At 67.4% G+C, this 16,769-nt stretch carries 13 protein-coding genes; 7 read left to right on the plus strand and 6 right to left on the minus strand.

The window, feature by feature from the left end; translation table 11 throughout:
- The first annotated feature begins 135 nt into the window (after positions 1-135).
- The gene (locus V5F61_RS02955) at positions 136-1,044 is read left to right on the plus strand and encodes a phytoene/squalene synthase family protein (RefSeq protein WP_393987270.1); all 909 of its coding nucleotides are present in this window, start codon (positions 136-138) and stop codon (positions 1,042-1,044) included.
- 91 nt (positions 1,045-1,135) lie between these two features.
- On the opposite strand, the gene V5F61_RS02960 is transcribed toward V5F61_RS02955, so the two are convergent.
- The 4 genes from V5F61_RS02960 to uvrA all read right to left on the minus strand — a co-directional run bounded on the left by V5F61_RS02960 (position 1,136) and on the right by uvrA (position 7,826).
- A complete protein-coding gene (locus tag V5F61_RS02960; protein WP_393987271.1) occupies positions 1,136-2,239 on the minus strand; it encodes a serine/threonine protein kinase in 1,104 nt (367 codons plus the stop codon).
- Between the two features lie 9 nt (positions 2,240-2,248).
- Complete coding sequence (gene trmFO, locus V5F61_RS02965) at positions 2,249-3,649, minus strand: methylenetetrahydrofolate--tRNA-(uracil(54)-C(5))-methyltransferase (FADH(2)-oxidizing) TrmFO (protein WP_393987272.1); 1,401 nt, start codon at positions 3,647-3,649, stop codon at positions 2,249-2,251.
- 227 nt (positions 3,650-3,876) lie between these two features.
- Positions 3,877-4,041 carry a DUF1127 domain-containing protein gene (locus V5F61_RS02970; protein ID WP_393987273.1) on the minus strand — a complete coding sequence of 55 codons (165 nt, stop codon included), beginning with the start codon at positions 4,039-4,041 and terminating at the stop codon, positions 3,877-3,879.
- Positions 4,042-4,715: 674 nt separating this feature from the next.
- On the minus strand, positions 4,716-7,826 hold the full coding sequence (uvrA, locus tag V5F61_RS02975; protein WP_393987274.1) for an excinuclease ABC subunit UvrA: 3,111 nt from the start codon (positions 7,824-7,826) through the stop codon (positions 4,716-4,718).
- 501 nt (positions 7,827-8,327) lie between these two features.
- Here uvrA and ssb point away from each other — a divergent pair.
- The 6 genes from ssb to V5F61_RS03005 all read left to right on the plus strand — a co-directional run bounded on the left by ssb (position 8,328) and on the right by V5F61_RS03005 (position 14,522).
- Positions 8,328-8,879, plus strand: coding sequence for a single-stranded DNA-binding protein (gene ssb / locus V5F61_RS02980; RefSeq protein ID WP_393987275.1), 552 nt, complete (start codon positions 8,328-8,330; stop codon positions 8,877-8,879).
- Between the two features lie 207 nt (positions 8,880-9,086).
- Positions 9,087-11,840, plus strand: coding sequence for a DNA gyrase subunit A (gyrA, locus tag V5F61_RS02985; RefSeq protein ID WP_393987276.1), 2,754 nt, complete (start codon positions 9,087-9,089; stop codon positions 11,838-11,840).
- Entirely contained in the window at positions 11,837-12,448 is a 612-nt protein-coding gene (locus tag V5F61_RS02990) for a LysE family translocator (protein WP_393987277.1), read from the plus strand. Before gyrA ends, V5F61_RS02990 begins: the two co-directional genes overlap by 4 nt.
- 408 nt (positions 12,449-12,856) lie before the next feature.
- Positions 12,857-13,357, plus strand: coding sequence for a pantetheine-phosphate adenylyltransferase (gene coaD / locus V5F61_RS02995; RefSeq protein WP_393987278.1), 501 nt, complete (start codon positions 12,857-12,859; stop codon positions 13,355-13,357).
- Positions 13,358-13,417: 60 nt separating this feature from the next.
- The gene (locus V5F61_RS03000) at positions 13,418-13,981 is read left to right on the plus strand and encodes a peptidylprolyl isomerase (RefSeq protein WP_393987279.1); all 564 of its coding nucleotides are present in this window, start codon (positions 13,418-13,420) and stop codon (positions 13,979-13,981) included.
- Between the two features lie 85 nt (positions 13,982-14,066).
- Positions 14,067-14,522, plus strand: a complete 456-nt coding sequence (locus tag V5F61_RS03005; RefSeq protein ID WP_393987280.1) for a peptidylprolyl isomerase — start codon at positions 14,067-14,069, stop codon at positions 14,520-14,522.
- Between the two features lie 106 nt (positions 14,523-14,628).
- Here the strand turns inward: V5F61_RS03005 and V5F61_RS03010 are convergent, their stop codons facing one another.
- Entirely contained in the window at positions 14,629-15,414 is a 786-nt protein-coding gene (locus V5F61_RS03010) for a peptidase (protein WP_393987281.1), read from the minus strand.
- A 129-nt stretch (positions 15,415-15,543) separates the two neighbouring features.
- A complete protein-coding gene (locus tag V5F61_RS03015; RefSeq protein ID WP_393987282.1) occupies positions 15,544-16,716 on the minus strand; it encodes a GNAT family N-acetyltransferase in 1,173 nt (390 codons plus the stop codon).
- Between the last annotated feature and the right edge of the window lie 53 nt (positions 16,717-16,769).

Below are 16,769 nucleotides of genomic sequence, written 5' to 3' on the forward strand. Positions count from 1 at the left end.
GACCCCTGAAAGGCTGCTGCGGGCGTGACGCGCTTTCGCGCAGCTGCACGGGCATCGCGACAGAGGTGTGGCTCCGGCGTTGAGCGATTCCATTCGCCCTTGGCGGCAGGCGGCCTCTCGGCGTATCCAACGGCGATGTCTGCCGAAGCCTCGTCCACGGGCCGCCTTGATGCGGCCTATGTCCACTGCGCGGATCTGGTGCGTGCCCAGGATCGCGACCGGTTCCTGGCCGCTCTGTTCGCGCCGGAGCCGGTGCGCCGGCACCTTCTCGCGCTCTATGCCTTCAATCTCGACGTGGCGCGGGTGCGCGAGATGGTGCGCGAGCCCCTGCCGGGCGAGGTGCGTCTCGCCTGGTGGCGCGAGACCATCGCGGGCGAGGGGCGCGGCGCGGTAGAGGCCCACCCCGTGGCCCATGCGCTGCTCGACACCGTCTCCCGCTTCGGCCTGCCGATGGCAAGCCTCATCAATCTCATCGATGCGCGCATCTTCGATCTCTACGATGATCCGATGCCGAGCCTCGGCGACCTGGAGGGCTATGCCGGCGAGACGGCGGGGGCGCTGCTCCAGCTCTCGGCGATGATGCTCGCGCCCGGTGCGGCCAGCGCGGCGGCGGAGGCTTCGGGGCACGGGGGCGTCGCCATCGCGCTCACGGGGCTGATGCGGGCCTTTCCCATCCATGCGGGCCGGGGGCAGTGCTTTCTGCCCCTCGATCTCCTCGCGCGCCACGGGCTCGACCGGGAGGCTGTGGTGGGGGCACGGGATTTGCCGCGGCTGCGCGACGTGCTCGCGGACGTGCGTGCGGAGGCAGGGCGGCACTTGTCCCTTGCCGGCGACGCCCTCGCAGCGCTGTCGCCCGTCACGCGCAAGGCGCTCGCCGCGCCCTACCTTCAGCTTGCGCTGGTGCCGGCCGACCTGAAGGCGCTGGGGCGTGTGCGGGATCCCTCCCGCGAGATCGCCGGGCTTGCCCCTCTGTGGCGAACCTTCGCAATGTGGCGGGCGGCGCGGCGCGCAGGCGCGGGCAGAAGCTGGGTGAAGGGCACATGACAGCCGCGGCCCCCACGGCGTGCCGACGAGCCCCTGGGTCGTCCTGGGGAAGGTGATGGGTGCCGTCCGCGGGCGGGGTTACCCCTCGCTTTCAGGCAGCCGGGCGGGTGATGCGGTCGGTGAGGTTGAGGCGCGCACGGGCGATTTCCGCCACCTGGGCGCCTATCGCCGGGGAGCCGGCGAGGGTCTCCAGCATTTCGATCTGGTTGCGCGCGATGAGCAGCAGCAGGTCGTCACGCACCATTCCGTCCGCCGCCCGCGGCAAGGCCGGCACGATCTGGAGATGGTCGAGGTGGGGCCGGTCGGGCAACGCACGGGCGAGGTGGGCGCGCAGCTCTTCCACGGTCACCGGCGCGCGGGGCTCCACGAAGGCATAGAGGCCCACCTTGCCGCCCAGGGTCTGGAAGTCCGCCATGTGCGCGTCGGCGACAGCGGGATGCTCCCTGAGGGCAGCAATGATGCGGGGCCCCACCTGCGTCACGCGCGGTCCGCGTCCTTCGGTATCCGAATAGGAGAGGAGTCGCCGCGTCACGAAGCGGTACACCTTCTTGCCGGTGGCCATCCACACGCGCGTGAGCACGCTTTTCTTGGCCAGCATGACCTTCTCGCGCGTGGTCAGTTCGTCGGGGCAATAGGTGCGCTTGTGCTTCAGCAGGTGGCGCAGATCTTCGTAGGCGAGCACGCGACCGAGCTTCCAGCGCCGGCTGACGGGCAGGGCGAGCTGGAAGTCCATGAGCCAGGCTTCGCCGTCCGCGCCCCGCAGCCAGTTCTGCTGCTTGGCGAGATCATTGTGGACATAGCCGGCGGCATTCAGGGTGCGCAGCGCCTTGCGCGCGGAATGAAAGAAGTGGCTGTCGCCCACGGGGCGGGCGATCTGCAGCGGCACGCCCTCGATCCACCCGCGCACGAGGAAACGGTGGCCCACCGCCAGCAGCGGCGTGGTGACGCCGGTGCGCGTCACCTGCTCCAGTGCCTTCACCTCGTGGTGCGCAAGCTGGCGCGCCAGCAGCGCGAGCCAGGGCGAAACCTCGTTCCAGCGCCGGCGCACCGCGGGCCAAGCGCGGCCGGTCGAGTCGGTCCAGGTGCCGCGCTCCACCACGGAGAACACGTCGCGCTTCAGCACCGTGTCCACCACGAAGCGGGAGGGGTCGGCATGGTATTCCACGGGTGGAACGGGACGAATGGTGCGCGCCATGTCCGCCTCTTAAGCCGCCACGGCGGTGGAGTCGAGCCACGCCGCCACATCTGCGAGGGCGCGGGCCGCGAGCGCCTTCTTCTTGGCGAGCGCCTTTTCGGCACCGCGCAGCCGCTTGCCGCCTTCGCCCTTCGGGGCCTCCGCCAGGGGCGGGAACAGTCCGAAATTGACATTCATGGGCTGGAACGAGCGTGGTCCCTCGCTCTCCGCCTCCAGGTGTCCGCCGGTGATGTGGCCGAGCAGCGCGCCCAGCGCAGTCGTGGGGGGAGGGGGCACCACGCTCTCGCCGCGCCGCTCGGCTGCGGCGAAGCGCCCGGCCAGCAGCCCCACGGCGGCGCTTTCCACATAGCCCTCGCACCCGGTGATCTGCCCGGCGAAGCGCAGGCGCGGCTCCGCCTTCAGGCACAGGGTCTTGTCCAGGAGCCGCGGCGAATTGAGATAGGTGTTGCGATGCAGGCCGCCGAGCCGCGCGAACTCCGCCCGCTCCAGGCCGGGAATGGTGCGGAAAACGCGCGCCTGCTCGCCATGCTTCAGCTTCGTCTGGAAGCCCACCATATTATAAAGTGTGCCCAGCCTGTTGTCCTGGCGCAGCTGCACCACCGCATAGGGCTTCACGCCGGGGGTGTGCGGATTGGTGAGGCCCACCGGCTTCATGGGGCCGAAGCGCAGGGTCTCGCGGCCGCGCTCCGCCATCACCTCGATGGGCAGGCAGCCGTCGAAATAGGGGGTCTTGAGCTCGAAATCGCGCAGGGGCGCCTTCTCGCCGGCCAGCAGCGCATCCACGAAGGCGTTGTACGCCTCCTCGTCAAGCGGGCAGTTGATGTAGTCTGCGCCGGTGCCGCCCGGGCCGACCTTGTCATAGCGCGACTGGAACCACGCCTTTCCCATGTCGATGCTGTCGAAATGGACGATGGGGGCGATGGCGTCGAAGAAGGCGAGCGCATCCTCGCCCGTGCGCTCCAGCACGGCGGCCGCCAGATCCGGGGAAGTGAGGGGGCCGGTGGCAATGATGACCTTGTCCCACTCGGCCGGCGGCAGAGCGGAAATTTCCTCGCGCCGGATCTCGATGAGGGGATGCTCGGCGAGGGCGCGGGTGACGGCCTGGGAGAAGCCCTCCCGGTCCACCGCCAGCGCGCCGCCGGCGGGCACCTGGTGGGCGTCGGCCGCGGAAAGGATGAGCGAGCCGGCGCGGCGCAGCTCGGCATGGAGCACGCCCACGGCATTGCCCTGCGCATCGTCAGAGCGGAAGGAATTGGAGCAGACGAGCTCCGCGCAGCCGTCGGTCTGGTGCGCCTCGGTGGACCGCAGGGGGCGCATTTCATGCAGCACCACCGGCACGCCCCGCTGGGCGAGCTGCCAGGCGGCCTCCGAACCGGCGAGCCCGGCGCCGATCACATGAACGGCTTCCATGCGCCCTTCTCCTCTTGCTTGGCCGGAAACGCGCGCCGCACCGTCGCAGGGAAGGCTGCTGGCGGGCGCGCAGAACGGCGTGTGTGCCACAGGCGGGAAGCCGGCTTCAAGCCCACAGACACCACGGGCTGTAGAGACGGGGGAATATGGGCGCTCAGGCGGCTGCACAAACGAAAATGGCCCCGGTGCGGGGCCATCTGCGTGACAGAACGAAGAGTTGTGCCGGATCAGGCGGCGCGGAGCGAAGCCTCGCGCGCGAGGGCGCGGATCTCGCTGCGGGCGACATTGATGTCGGCAAGGCTGCGATCGTCGAGCTCGGACAGCTCGGTCACAGTGCGGTTGTAGACCTGCCAACGACGGATCTGGCGCGCAAGAAGGCCCCAGAGGAACATGATCGATCTCCTTGGATACTTTTCCAGGGCTGGCGCTGCAGGGCGCGCCCCGGTGGTTGCCGTGAACATAGACGCGGTCTGCTCTTCGTAAAATGGCGGACGCTGCATTGCAGCAATGCGTAAGCCACATGCAGAAGCCGTCATCCGGCCTTTTTCATGAATGCAGCAAACACAAGCTGTTGCGGCAGGGTACGCCTGCGGGTTGAGCGACCTGCTTAAATTTCAATCAATTCGCTGCTGCCGCCTGCCGTTTTCGCGTTCGACCTATTTCTAGGGGAGAAGCGTAGTCGGCATGAACACGCACCCGCCCATCGGTGCGGGCAAGACGCGGCTCCGCCGCGAACCAGCGGTATCCACCTGACGGCATAATCGAGCGAAGCGGCGGTCGCGTACCCGGGGAAAATGTGCGCGCACGGCCATGCCAAACACTCATGCGTCTATCTCATGGGCCCTCGGCAACCCGCCGGCGTTTGAATGAAATCCACCCGACGCTGGTCGCGGAGATGCGCTGAAAGTATCCCTTGGAGCGCGTTCCGTAAGGTGTGCACAGCAAAAGACGCTCACGGGGGCATGTTGCCGGACCTTCCCTGCGATGGTGGCCAAGAGGCCGCGCACCCACAGGCTTGACCGGAGCTGCCCCTTTTCGCGCGTCCTGTCCCGGTGGGGCTGGCGCGTTACGAGGTCCGGCGGACGCGCCGCCGGGAGGGGCGGGCATTCGCCTGTTCCGCATCCTCCGAAGCCGTGGCCTCCGCTGGCTTGGCACCAGCCTCTGCGCCAGCGTCGCGCGGCGCACTTGCCGCTTTTGCACCGACGCCCGCGGCTGCCGCGACCAGCTTCGCCGCATCGGGATTGGGGCGGCGCTCCAGCACCTCCGCCAGAAAGCGCCCGGTGTGCGAGCGCGGATTGGCCGCTACGGCCTCGGGCGTGCCGGCCGCGACGATCTCGCCGCCGCCGTCCCCGCCCTCAGGGCCGAGGTCGATCACCCAGTCGGCGGTCTTGATGACCTCCAGATTGTGCTCGATCACCACCACGGTATTGCCTTGCTCCACCAACTCGTGCAGCACCTCCAGCAGCTTTTTTACGTCATGGAAGTGCAGGCCCGTGGTGGGCTCATCCAGGATGTAGAGCGTGCGCCCGGTGGCGCGGCGGGACAGCTCCTTGGACAGCTTCACCCGCTGCGCCTCGCCGCCGGAAAGGGTAGTGGCCTGCTGGCCGACCTTCACATAGTCGAGGCCCACGCGCTCCAGCGTTTCCAGCTTCTCGCGCACGGAGGGCACCGCCTTGAAGAATTGCGCGCCCTCCTCCACCGTCATGTCGAGCACATCGGCGATGGACTTGTTCTTGAAGCTGACTTCCAGCGTCTCGCGATTGTAGCGCTTGCCCTTGCAGACATCGCAGGTGACATACACGTCCGGCAGGAAGTGCATCTCGATCTTGATGACGCCGTCGCCCTGGCACGCCTCGCAGCGCCCGCCCTTCACATTGAAGGAGAAGCGCCCGGCCCCGTAGCCGCGGGCCTTGGCTTCCGGCAGGCCGGCGAACCACTCGCGGATGGGCGTGAACGCCCCGGTATAGGTGGCGGGATTGGAACGCGGGGTGCGGCCAATGGGCGACTGGTCGATGTCAATGACCTTGTCGAGGTGCTCCAGCCCCTCCAGACGGTCGAACGGCGCCGGTGCCTCGCTGGCATTGTTGAGGCGGCGGGCGACCGCCTTGTAGAGCGTCTCCAGCAGCAGCGTGGACTTGCCGCCGCCGGAAACACCGGTGATGGCAGTGAACAGGCCGAGCGGGATTTCGGCGGTGACATTCTTCAGATTGTTGCCGCGCGCCCCGACGAGGCGAAGCATCCGCTTGGGGTCGGGTGCCCGCCGTGCCGGTACGCCGACGTTGAGCGCGCCGGAGAGATAGCGTCCGGTGAGCGAGGCGGGATCGGCGAGAATCTCTGCCGGCGTGCCCTGGGAGACGATTCGCCCGCCATGGATGCCGGCGCCGGGTCCGACATCCACCACATAGTCGGCTGCGAGGATGGCGTCCTCGTCATGCTCCACCACGATCACGGTGTTGCCGAGGTCCCGCAGGTGCTTGAGCGTCTCCAGCAGGCGCGCGTTATCACGCTGGTGGAGGCCGATGGAGGGCTCGTCCAGCACATAGAGCACGCCGGTGAGGCCGGAGCCGATCTGCGAGGCGAGCCGGATACGCTGGCTCTCTCCGCCCGAGAGCGTGCCGGAGGCGCGCGCCAGGGTGAGATACTCGAGGCCCACGTCCAAAAGGAACCGCAGCCGCTCGCGGATCTCCTTCAGGATGCGCCCGGCGATCTCGTTCTGCTTGTCGGTCAGCTCGCCCGGCAGCGTCTCGAACCAGCGCGCGGCGGCCTTCACGGAAAGCTCGCCCACCTGCCCAATGTGCCTGCCCGCGACCTTAACAGCCAGCGCCTCCGGCTTCAGCCGGTAGCCGCCACAGGCCGAGCACGGCACTGTGGAGAAGTATTTGGAGATCTCCTCGCGCGCCCAGTCGCTGTCGGTCTCCTTCCAGCGGCGCTCAAGGTTGCGCACCACGCCTTCGAAGGCCTTCTCGGTGTCGTAGGCGCGCATGCCGTCGTTGTAGGAGAAGGTGACCTTTTCACCTTCGGAGCCGTAGAGCAGCACGTCTTGTGCCTTCTGCGGCAGGTCGCACCACGGCACGTTGAGCTTGAAGTGGTAGTGCTGGGCGAGGGCGTCCAGCGTCTGCCCGTAGTAGGGCGAGGTGGATTTCGCCCAGGGCGCGATCGCCCCCTGCTTCAAGGAGCGCATCCTGTCGGGCACCACGAGGTCGGCGTCGATGGTCTGCTCCACGCCGAGGCCGTCGCAGGCCGGGCAGGCTCCGAACGGATTGTTGAAGGAGAACAGGCGCGGCTCGATCTCCGGAATGGTGAAGCCGGAGACGGGGCACGCGAACTTCTCCGAGAACAGGATGCGCCGCGGCGCGCCGGTTTCGTCCTTCTCGTCCGCGAACTCGGCAACGGCAATGCCCTCGGCGAGAGAAAGCGCGGTCTCGAAGCTGTCGGCGAGGCGCTGCGCGAGATCTGCGCGTACGACGATGCGATCCACCACCACGTCGATGTCATGCTTGAATTTCTTGTCGAGGGCGGGTGCGTCCGCGATCTCGTGGAAGGTGCCGTCGATCTTGACCCGCTGGAAGCCCTTCTTCATCCATTCGGCGAGCTCCTTGCGGTACTCGCCTTTGCGCCCGCGCACCACGGGTGCCAGCAGGAAAAGCCGCGTGCCCTCGGGCAGCGCGAGGGTGCGGTCCACCATCTGCGACACGGTCTGGCTCTCGATGGGCAGGCCCGTGGCTGGCGAATAGGGCACGCCCGTGCGCGCCCACAGAAGGCGCATGTAATCGTAGATCTCGGTCACCGTTCCCACGGTGGAGCGCGGATTCTTCGAGGTGGTCTTCTGTTCGATGGAGATGGCGGGCGAGAGGCCGTCGATCTGGTCCACGTCCGGCTTCTGCATCATCTCCAGAAACTGGCGGGCGTATGCGGAAAGGCTTTCCACATAGCGGCGCTGGCCCTCGGCATAGATGGTATCGAAGGCGAGCGAACTCTTGCCCGAGCCGGACAGGCCGGTGAAGACCACCAGCGCATCGCGCGGGACGTCCAGGTCCACGTTCTTCAGATTGTGCTCGCGCGCGCCACGGACGGAGAGCGTGCGGGCGTCCCGCCGCCCCGCTGTCCGGTCGGTGGTGTCGGCAGCAGGCGTTGCGGAGGGGGCCGTGCCCCTGAGGGAAGAAGCGCGATCCGACATGAAATCCAACCACGCGCGGCAGGGGGGCCGGCGCGAAATGTTTAGGGCAGGGAGGCGCCCGCCACTGGCGAGACGCAGGTGAGGGCCACGTGGCAAACGGCACAGATCGCAGCGTCTCCGGGCGGGCGCGTGCCGCTTGCCCATGCCGCGCGGATCCGTTTCGCCTCGGGAGTTTCGCTCATGGCCATGGCTCAAACTTAGTGAAGTATGTGCGTTGCGGAAGGGAACATATAGAGAACTCTGCTGCCGCGCGAGTCAAAATTTCGGACACTGGGTGAAAAATGCCGCTTGTCTCACGGGTGTGTAGCGTCTAGAACGTAACAAGAACATCCGCTGGCGCTGTGGTCTCTGGCAGGCGTGGCCCCCATTTCGCGGCTTTAAGCTGCGTCGAGTCTTTGTGGTGGACAACACGGGTTGGGCCTCGCATGTCCCGGCGTGCCGGCTAGGGTGCGCGGCAAGACAGGCGTGCGATGGCGCGCAGGCACAACAGGAGGCAAGGCGATGGCCGGCAGTGTCAACAAGGTGATCCTGATCGGCAATCTGGGGCGCGATCCTGAAGTCCGCACGTTCCAGAGCGGCGGCCGGGTCTGCAACCTGCGCATCGCCACTTCGGAAAGCTGGCGCGACAAGGCTTCCGGCGAGCGCAAGGACCGCACCGAGTGGCACACGGTCGCGATCTACAACGAGAACCTCGTCAATGTGGCGGAGCGTTTCCTGAAGAAAGGCTCGAAGGTCTATCTCGAAGGCCAGCTCGAAACCCGCAAGTACGAGAAGGATGGCCGGGAGGTCTACGTGACCGAGGTGGTGTTGCGGCCCTTCCGTGGCGAGCTGACGCTGCTGGATGGCCGCGTCGGCGGCGAGGGCGGTGAGGAGTTTGGCGGCGGCGGTTCCGATTTCGGTTCCCAGGGCCCCATGGGTGGCGGCGGGGGCGGGTATGGTGGTGGCTACGGCGGAGGTGGCTCTCGCCGCTCCGGCGGTGGCGGCTCCGGCTCCGGTGGCGGCTCGGGTGGTGGGCGGCCCTCCAACGATCTCGACGACGAGATACCGTTCTGAGGTTCCTCCTTGGTCGCTCGGGCGTTCCGGCGCCGGGCGGCCATTTCGACACAAAAGGGCCGGAATGTTCTCCCGTGCTGGCTGCGGTTGCTGCAACTAGCTGAATTTAAAGGGTAAAAAATCACTCTCGGGATGGTGTTTCGCTGGCGTCGGGCGCGTGAATCGGCTAAAAGTCTGTAGCGAAAATCACCACGAGAGTATCGACTTTTGGCTGAGCCCGAGACGCCGAAGCCCGGCAGCGAGCTGCCTTCGGACATCACGCCGGTTTCCATCACCGAGGAGCTGTCGCGCTCCTATCTCGACTATGCCATGAGCGTCATCGTCGCGCGCGCGTTGCCCGACGTGCGCGATGGTCTGAAGCCGGTGCATCGGCGCATCCTGTTCTCGATGCATGAGAATGGCTACGAGTGGAACAAGCAGTATCGCAAGTCTGCCCGCGTGGTCGGCGACGTCATCGGTAAGTATCATCCTCACGGCGACCAGTCGGTCTATGATGCGCTGGTGCGCATGGCTCAGGATTTCGCCATGCGGGTGCCGCTGGTGGACGGTCAGGGCAATTTCGGCTCGGTGGATGGCGATGCGCCGGCGGCCATGCGCTATACCGAGGTGCGTCTCGAGAAGATCACCAACGCGCTGCTCGACGACCTTGATAAGGATACTGTCGACTTCCAGGAAAACTACGACAATACCGAGCGGGAGCCGAGTGTCCTTCCCGCCAAGTTCCCGAACCTGTTGGTGAACGGGGCGGGCGGCATCGCCGTCGGCATGGCGACCAACATTCCTCCGCACAATCTGGGGGAGGTGATCGATGCCACGGTGGCGCTCATGGACGATCCCTCCATGGAGCCAGAGGCGCTGCTGGATCTGCTGCCGGGGCCGGATTTCCCCACTGGCGGGCTCATTCTCGGCCGCAGCGGCATCCGCCAGGCGTATCTCACCGGGCGCGGCTCCATCCTGATGCGGGCGAAGGTCGCCATCGAGAGTCTGCGCAAGGATCGCGAGGCGCTGATCGTCACTGAGATTCCCTACCAGGTGAACAAGGCGACTATGGTCGAGAAGATCGCCGAGCTGGTGCGGGACAAGCGGGTGGAGGGCATCTCCGAAATCCGCGACGAAAGCGACCGCGACGGCCTGCGGGTGGTGATTGAGATCAAGCGCGACGCGCAGGCGGACGTGGTTCTGAACAACCTGTATCGTCAGACGCTGCTTCAAACCTCCTTCGGCGTGAACATGGTGGCGCTTTCCGGCGGCAAGCCAGGCGTGCTGACACTGCATGACACGTTGACCGCGTTTATCGCCTTCCGCGAGGAGGTGGTGAGCCGGCGCACCAAATTTCTGCTGCGCAAGGCGCGCGATCGCGCCCATGTGCTGGTGGGCCTCGCCATTGCCGTTGCAAACATCGACGAGGTGATCCGCCTCATTCGCACCGCGCCGGACCCCGCGAGCGCCCGCGAGGCGCTGATGGGACGGGACTGGCCGGCGAAGGACATGGCGCCGCTCATCGCCCTGATCGCCGATCCGCGCCACAAGCTGCAGGAGGACGGCACCTATCGCCTCTCGCTGGAGCAGGCCCGGGCCATTCTGGATCTGCGCCTGCAGCGCCTCACCGCCCTCGGGCGGGACGAGATTGCCGACGAGCTCGACAAGCTCGCTGCCGAGATCGCTGATTATCTGGACATCCTGGCGAGCCGGGAGCGGATGCGTGGGATCATCCGAGACGAGCTCATGGCCATCAAGGCGGAGTTCGGCACCCCCCGCCGCACGGAAATCGTCGAAGGCTTCGGGGATCTCGACGACGAAGACCTGATCCAGCGGGAGGAGATGGTGGTCACCGTCTCCCACGCCGGCTACATCAAGCGCGTGCCGCTTTCCACTTACCGGGCGCAGCGGCGCGGCGGCAAAGGCCGCTCGGCGATGCAGACCCGCGACGAGGATTTCGTCACCCGCCTGTTTGTGGCCTCCACCCATGCGCCGGTGCTGTTCTTCTCGTCCAAGGGGCAGGTCTACAAGCTGAAGGTGTGGCGCCTGCCCGCGGCCGCTCCGCAGGGCCGGGGCAAGGCGCTCATCAATATTCTGCCGCTGGATTCCGACGAGCGCATCACCTCTGTGGTACTGCTGCCGGAAGACGAGGCCGAGAACGAGCGCCTGCAGATCATGTTCGCGACCACCTCCGGCACCGTGCGGCGCAACGCGCTCTCGGATTTTGCCCAGGTGAACCGCAACGGCAAGATTGCCATGAAGCTGGGCGAGGGCGAGGCCATCGCCGACGTGGGGCTTTGCACCGAGGATGACGACGTGCTGCTCACCACCGCCGGCGGCGCCTGCATCCGCTTCCCGGTAACGGATGTGCGCGTGTTCAAGGGGCGCGACAGCGTGGGCGTGCGCGGCCTTCGGCTGGAGGAGGACGACCGCGTCATCTCCATGGCCATCATCCGCCATGTGGAGGCGAACGCCGACGACCGGCTCGCCTATATCAAGATGCGCCGGGCCCTGCGAGGCGAGCCCTCCGAGGGCGGGGAGGCCGACCAGGAGGAGGGCGCGAGCGGCAATGGGCAGCTCGGACAGGACCTCTACGCGGAGATGAGCGCGAAGGAACAGTTCCTCCTCACCATCTCCGAGAATGGCTATGGCAAGCGTACCTCTTCCTATGAGTACCGGGTGACCGGGCGCGGCGGAAAGGGCATCGTCGCCATGGCGGTGAACGAGCGCAACGGGCGCCTCGTAGCTTCCTTCCCGGTGGAGGATGCGGACCAGATCATGCTGGTGACCGACGGCGGCCAGCTCATCCGCTGCCCGGTGGACGGCATTCGCATCGTCGGGCGCGCCAGCCAGGGCGTCATCGTCTTCAACACGGCGGATGGCGAGCGGGTGGTCTCGGTGGAGCACATCAGCGAAGACACCGGCGGCGAGGAGGCGTTGGCGGGAGACGATGACGGCGAGGACGGGGTGCCGGAGGCATGATCCCGCTCGACAGCCTCGCTTTGTTCGTGCTGGCCTGCCTCGCCCTGGCGGCGACGCCGGGGCCGAACGTGGCGCTGATCGTCGGCACCAGCCTGAGATACGGCCACCGGGCGGGCATCCTCACCGCCGCCGGAGTCAATGTGGGGCTCATCGCCCAGCTTGCCGTGGTGGCGGCGGGGCTTGCCTATCTGGTGGAGGCGTTTTCCCACAATTTCGACCTCGTGCGCTATGCGGGCGCGGCCTATCTGGTGTGGCTCGCCATTCGCCAGTGGCGCAGCGCCGGCGCCGGCCCGGCGACCTCCGCGCCATCGGCCCACGCCGCCTTCGGGCGGGGGCTTGCCGTGGCCTTCGCCAATCCCAAGACCTTGCTGTTCCACGCGGCCTTCCTGCCGCAATTCGTGACCGACACGGCCAATCCCCTGTCGCAGATTGCGGTTCTCGCCGTGGTGTTCGCGGCGGTGGCCCTGGCGGGTGACATCCTGTGGGCGCTGGCAGCGGACCGGGCGCGGTCGGCCCTGTCGGGGCGTTTCGCGCAGATCGCGGACCGGGTTTCGGCGGGTATTCTGGTGGGCGGTGCGGCGGTGCTGCTGGCCGCCGGGCGCCGATAGGGCGGAGTGATCGCCCGCGGCACTGCGTGCGATACTTCCCTTCGCCTGGGCTGGGAAAAGCCGGAGCTTCCCTCATCCGGAGCCCACGGGGGCATAACCCGGCTTGTGGTTGCATGCATGAATGGTGGTCCCACTGGCTCGCACGCCGGGAAATTGGCGTGGCGAGAGGGGGCGCCGCACGCGATTCGCGTGGCAGCTTCACGGAGCGGGCCTCCCCTTTCGAGCAAGGGGCACGACAGGTCCGGCATCAGCGTTTTCATCGCCTCGCGGCGGGCCGCAGCCCGCGCGGCGGGCGGCCATGGTTGCGTTGGGAGCGCCGGGCCGCTAACCCTTCCCCACCAAGGCCGCATGCCCCATTGGCGCAGATCGCGGCTGCATCCACAGGGCAGGAACAGGGGGCAGGTGCTCATGAAAGCCCGCACGGCCATCTACGGCGGCTCGTTCGATCCGCTCACCAACGGGCACCTCGACGTGGTGCGCGCCGGCTGCCGGATGGCGGACCGGCTGGTGATCGCGGTGGGCGTCCACCCCGGCAAGACGCCGCTGTTCTCCCCCGAGGAGCGCCTCGCCATGCTGGCTGAGGTCTGTGCGCCGGTGGCCGCAGCCGAGGGCGCGACCATCGAGGCGATCACCTTCGACGGGCTGATCGTCGCCACCGCGCGGGACGTGGGGGCGAGCCTGCTCATCCGGGGGCTGCGCGACGGCACCGACCTCGACTATGAGATGCAGATGGCGGGCATGAACGCGGCCATGGCGCCGGCGATCCAGACCGTCTTTCTTCCCGCTTCCCCTTCCGTCCGCCCCATCACCGCCACGCTCGTGCGGCAGATCGCGGCCATGGGCGGGGATGTCTCCGCCTTCGTGCCGGCGGTGGTGCTGGCGCGCCTCAAGGCGCGCTTCCAGCGCTGAGCCAACCGGCCATTGCCGAAGTTTCCGCCCCCGTTCCGGGGCCATTTCGAGGAGAACCTCATGCTGCGAGTCTTCGGCCGTCTCTGCGCCGGACTTCTCATCGCGCTCGCCTTCGCGCTGCCCGCGGCCGCGCAGTCGAAGAGCGATCCGCAGAACACGCTTTATCTCGACACGCCCTATGGCCGGGTGGTGATCGCGCTGCGGCCCGATCTCGCGCCCAAGCATGCCGAGCGCCTGAAGCAGCTCGCCCGCGACGGTTTCTACAACAACGTGCCGTTCCACCGGGTCATTGATGGCTTCATGGCCCAGACCGGCGACGGCCAGTATGGCAACGGCACCGGCGGCTCCAAGTATCCGAACCTGCCGGCTGAGTTCTCCAACGTGCCGTTCAAGCGCGGCGTGGTGGGCATGGCCCGCTCCTCCAGCCCGAACAGCGCCAATTCGCAGTTCTTCATCATGCTCGACGAGACCCCGAGCCTGAACGGGCAGTACACCGTGGTGGGCGAAGTGGTTTCCGGGATGGAGTATGTCGACAAGATCAAGAAGGGCTCGGCCTCTGCCAACGGCACGGTTTCGAACCCTGATCGCATCGTGAAGATGCAGGTGGCCGCCGACGCCAAGTGAGGTCGTCGCCCGTCGCGCCGATATCGGCCCCCGCCGGAAAGCCGGCGGGGTTGCCGCACCCCTCACCCACTGAAAGGATAACCCCGTGAGTGAAGAGATCCTGGTCCTGGAGACCACGCAGGGCCCCGTGACCATCGCCTTCCGCGCCGATGCGGCGCCTGGCCATGTGGCTCGCATCAAGGAGCTGGTGTCCGAGGGCTTCTACAACGGCGTGCCGTTCCATCGCGTCATCGAGGGTTTCATGGCCCAGACCGGTGATCCCACCGGCACCGGCATGGGCGGCTCGGGCAAGAAGCTGAAGGCCGAGTTCAACGACGTGCCGCACAAGCGCGGCACCGTCTCCATGGCCCGCGCGCAGAACCCCGATTCCGGCGACAGCCAGTTCTTCATCTGCTTCGCGGACGCCCGCTTCCTCGACCGCCAGTACACGGTGTGGGGCGAGGTGATCTCGGGCATGGAGAATGTGGACAAGATCAAGCGCGGCGAGCCGGTGAAGGACCCCGACAAGATCATCTCCGCCAAGCTGGAGCCCAAGGCCTGAACAGGCCGCGACGGCTAAAAAGAAGGGCGCCCCGCCGGGCGCCCTTTTCATTTGTCCGGCCCATGTGGCGGGCTGCCGGCGTCGCAGCACCGCCCCCGCGCGGGCGTCAGACCTCTTCCGTCGGCTTGGGCGGAACGTAGGTCTGCACGTCCTTCAGGTAGGGCGGGCGCGGAATGGAGCTGTGCGCCGCCCGCAGCGCCGCCGACCAGCGCTCGCGCAGGTCGTGGAAATAGGGCTCGCCGGGCTCGATGCGATACTTCAGCTCGGCCTGGAGCTTGTCCGGGCACACCACCATCACGTCGATAGGCAGGCCCACGCCCAGGTTCGAACGCATGGTCGAATCCATGGAGATGAGGCTGGTCTTCAGCGCGTCCGCGATCTCCATCTCGTAGGTGACGGCGCGATCCAGCACCGGCTTGCCGTATTTGTGCTCGCCGATCTGGAGGAAGGGGGTGTCCTGCGTGCATTCGATGAAATTGCCGGCGGAGTAGATCATGTAGAGCCGCATGGGGCCGCCCACGATCTGCCCGCCGAGCAGGAAGGACACCTCGAAATTGATGGCGCTCGACTGCTCCATCACCGTGCCGTTCATGCGGTGCACCTGCCGGATGGCGCGCCCCACGAGCTGCGCTGCCTGGAACATGGTGCGCGCCTCGCGCAGCTGGTGGCGCTCGCCGGTTTCGGCGTCGTCCACACCCTCGTTCAGCAGGCTGATGACCGACTGGGTGACGGAGAGGTTGCCCGCGGAGGCGATGCCGAGGGCGTGCCGGCCCGGTTCCTCGAAGATATGGAGCTTGCGGAAGGTGGAGATGTTGTCGAGTCCGGCATTGGTCCGGGTGTCGGCGATCAGCACCAGGCCGTCGCGCACGAGAACTCCACAACAATACGTCATATCCACCCCCTCGTTGCGGGAGCCCGGACTATAGCGACGGCCCCTCCCGTCCCGCAACGTGGCGTGGGGCAGGAATGCCATTCGGATCAGAGGTGTGGCGTTCCTGCCAGGGGCCGCTTCAGGCGCGGCTCAGTCGTGCTCGGCCTCGCCGCCGCGACGGAAGGGGCCGAGGTCCGTGAGCACGGCGGCGTCCTCCTCCATGTAGCTGCGCTCGTGCTCCAGATATTGCGCCACCGCCGCCCGAAGGCCGGGGTGAACGATGTAGTGGGCGGAATGGGTGGTGGTGGGCAGGTAGCCACGCGCCAGCTTGTGCTCGCCCTGGGCGCCGGCCTCCACCACCTTGAGCCCGCGCGCGATCGCGAAGTCGATGGCCTGATGGTAGCAGACCTCGAAATGCAGGAAGGGGTGCTCCTCGACGGCACCCCAATAGCGCCCGTAGAGGGTTTCCGCGCCGAGGAAGTTCAGCGCGCCGGCGATGTAGCGCCCCGCGCGCCACGCCATCACCAGCAGGATGCGGTCCGCGAGCCGCTCGGATACGAGTGAGAAGAAGGCCCGGTTGAGATAGGGCGAGCCCCACTTGCGGGCGCCGGTATCCATGTAGAAGGCGAAGAAGGCGTCCCAGGCCTCTTCCGTCAGGTCGCGCCCGGTGAGCCACTCGATGGTGATGCCGGCGGCCAGCGCCTCGCGCCGCTCCTTCTTCAGGGCCTTGCGCTTGCGCGAGGCGAGGGCGCTGAGGAAGTCGTCGTAGCTGCCGTAGCCGGCGTTGGTCCAGTGGAACTGCCGGTCGGTACGCTTCAGGAAGCCCTGGGCGGCAAGGCTTTCCCATTCCTCTTCGGTACTGAAGGTCACGTGGGCGGAAGAGGCCTCGCGCAGGCGCACCAGTTCCTTCAGCCCGCCGGCGAGGGCGGCGCGGGCTTCGGTGTCGGCGGGGTCGCGCAGCAGCAGGCGGCGGCCGGTGACGGGTGTGAAGGGCACCGCCACCTGCAGCTTGGGGTAATAGTGCCCGCCGGCGCGCTGGTAGGCGTCCGCCCAGCCCTGGTCGAAGACGTATTCGCCGCGCGAGTGGGTCTTGAGATAGGCCGGCGCCACCGCCCGGGGCGCGCCGTCCGGGTCGTCGAGCACCAGGTGCTGCGGCAGCCAGCCGGTCTTGGCGCAGGCGCAGCGGGCCTCCTCAAGGGCCGAGAGGAAAGCGTGGCTGACAAAGGGTTCCGGTCGCTCCGCCCCGCCCGCCGCGCAGGCGTCCCACCGGGCCGCCGGGATCTCGGAGAGGGAGGTGAGGATGCGGATGCGGGCTTCGGGCATGGAGCCTACAGTGTGCACCGCACCGCCGCCCAAAAAGCGCGACGGACGGTCGC

The organism is Xanthobacter sediminis (genome assembly GCF_043195015.1).
Taxonomy (GTDB): domain Bacteria; phylum Pseudomonadota; class Alphaproteobacteria; order Rhizobiales; family Xanthobacteraceae; genus Xanthobacter.

Bases quoted from the DNA above. Each gene is read 5' to 3' on its own strand.
- V5F61_RS02990 (WP_393987277.1), top strand. From the start codon at position 11,837: ATGATCCCGCTCGACAGCCTCGCTTTGTTCGTGCTGGCCTGCCTCGCC.
- V5F61_RS03000 (WP_393987279.1), top strand. From the start codon at position 13,418: ATGCTGCGAGTCTTCGGCCGTCTCTGCGCCGGACTTCTCATCGCGCTC.
- V5F61_RS02970 (WP_393987273.1), bottom strand. From the start codon at position 4,041: ATGTTCCTCTGGGGCCTTCTTGCGCGCCAGATCCGTCGTTGGCAGGTC.
- V5F61_RS03015 (WP_393987282.1), bottom strand. From the start codon at position 16,716: ATGCCCGAAGCCCGCATCCGCATCCTCACCTCCCTCTCCGAGATCCCG.
- V5F61_RS02955 (WP_393987270.1), top strand. From the start codon at position 136: ATGTCTGCCGAAGCCTCGTCCACGGGCCGCCTTGATGCGGCCTATGTC.
- trmFO (WP_393987272.1), bottom strand. From the start codon at position 3,649: ATGGAAGCCGTTCATGTGATCGGCGCCGGGCTCGCCGGTTCGGAGGCC.
- V5F61_RS02960 (WP_393987271.1), bottom strand. From the start codon at position 2,239: ATGGCGCGCACCATTCGTCCCGTTCCACCCGTGGAATACCATGCCGAC.
- coaD (WP_393987278.1), top strand. From the start codon at position 12,857: ATGAAAGCCCGCACGGCCATCTACGGCGGCTCGTTCGATCCGCTCACC.
- ssb (WP_393987275.1), top strand. From the start codon at position 8,328: ATGGCCGGCAGTGTCAACAAGGTGATCCTGATCGGCAATCTGGGGCGC.
- V5F61_RS03010 (WP_393987281.1), bottom strand. From the start codon at position 15,414: ATGACGTATTGTTGTGGAGTTCTCGTGCGCGACGGCCTGGTGCTGATC.
- uvrA (WP_393987274.1), bottom strand. From the start codon at position 7,826: ATGTCGGATCGCGCTTCTTCCCTCAGGGGCACGGCCCCCTCCGCAACG.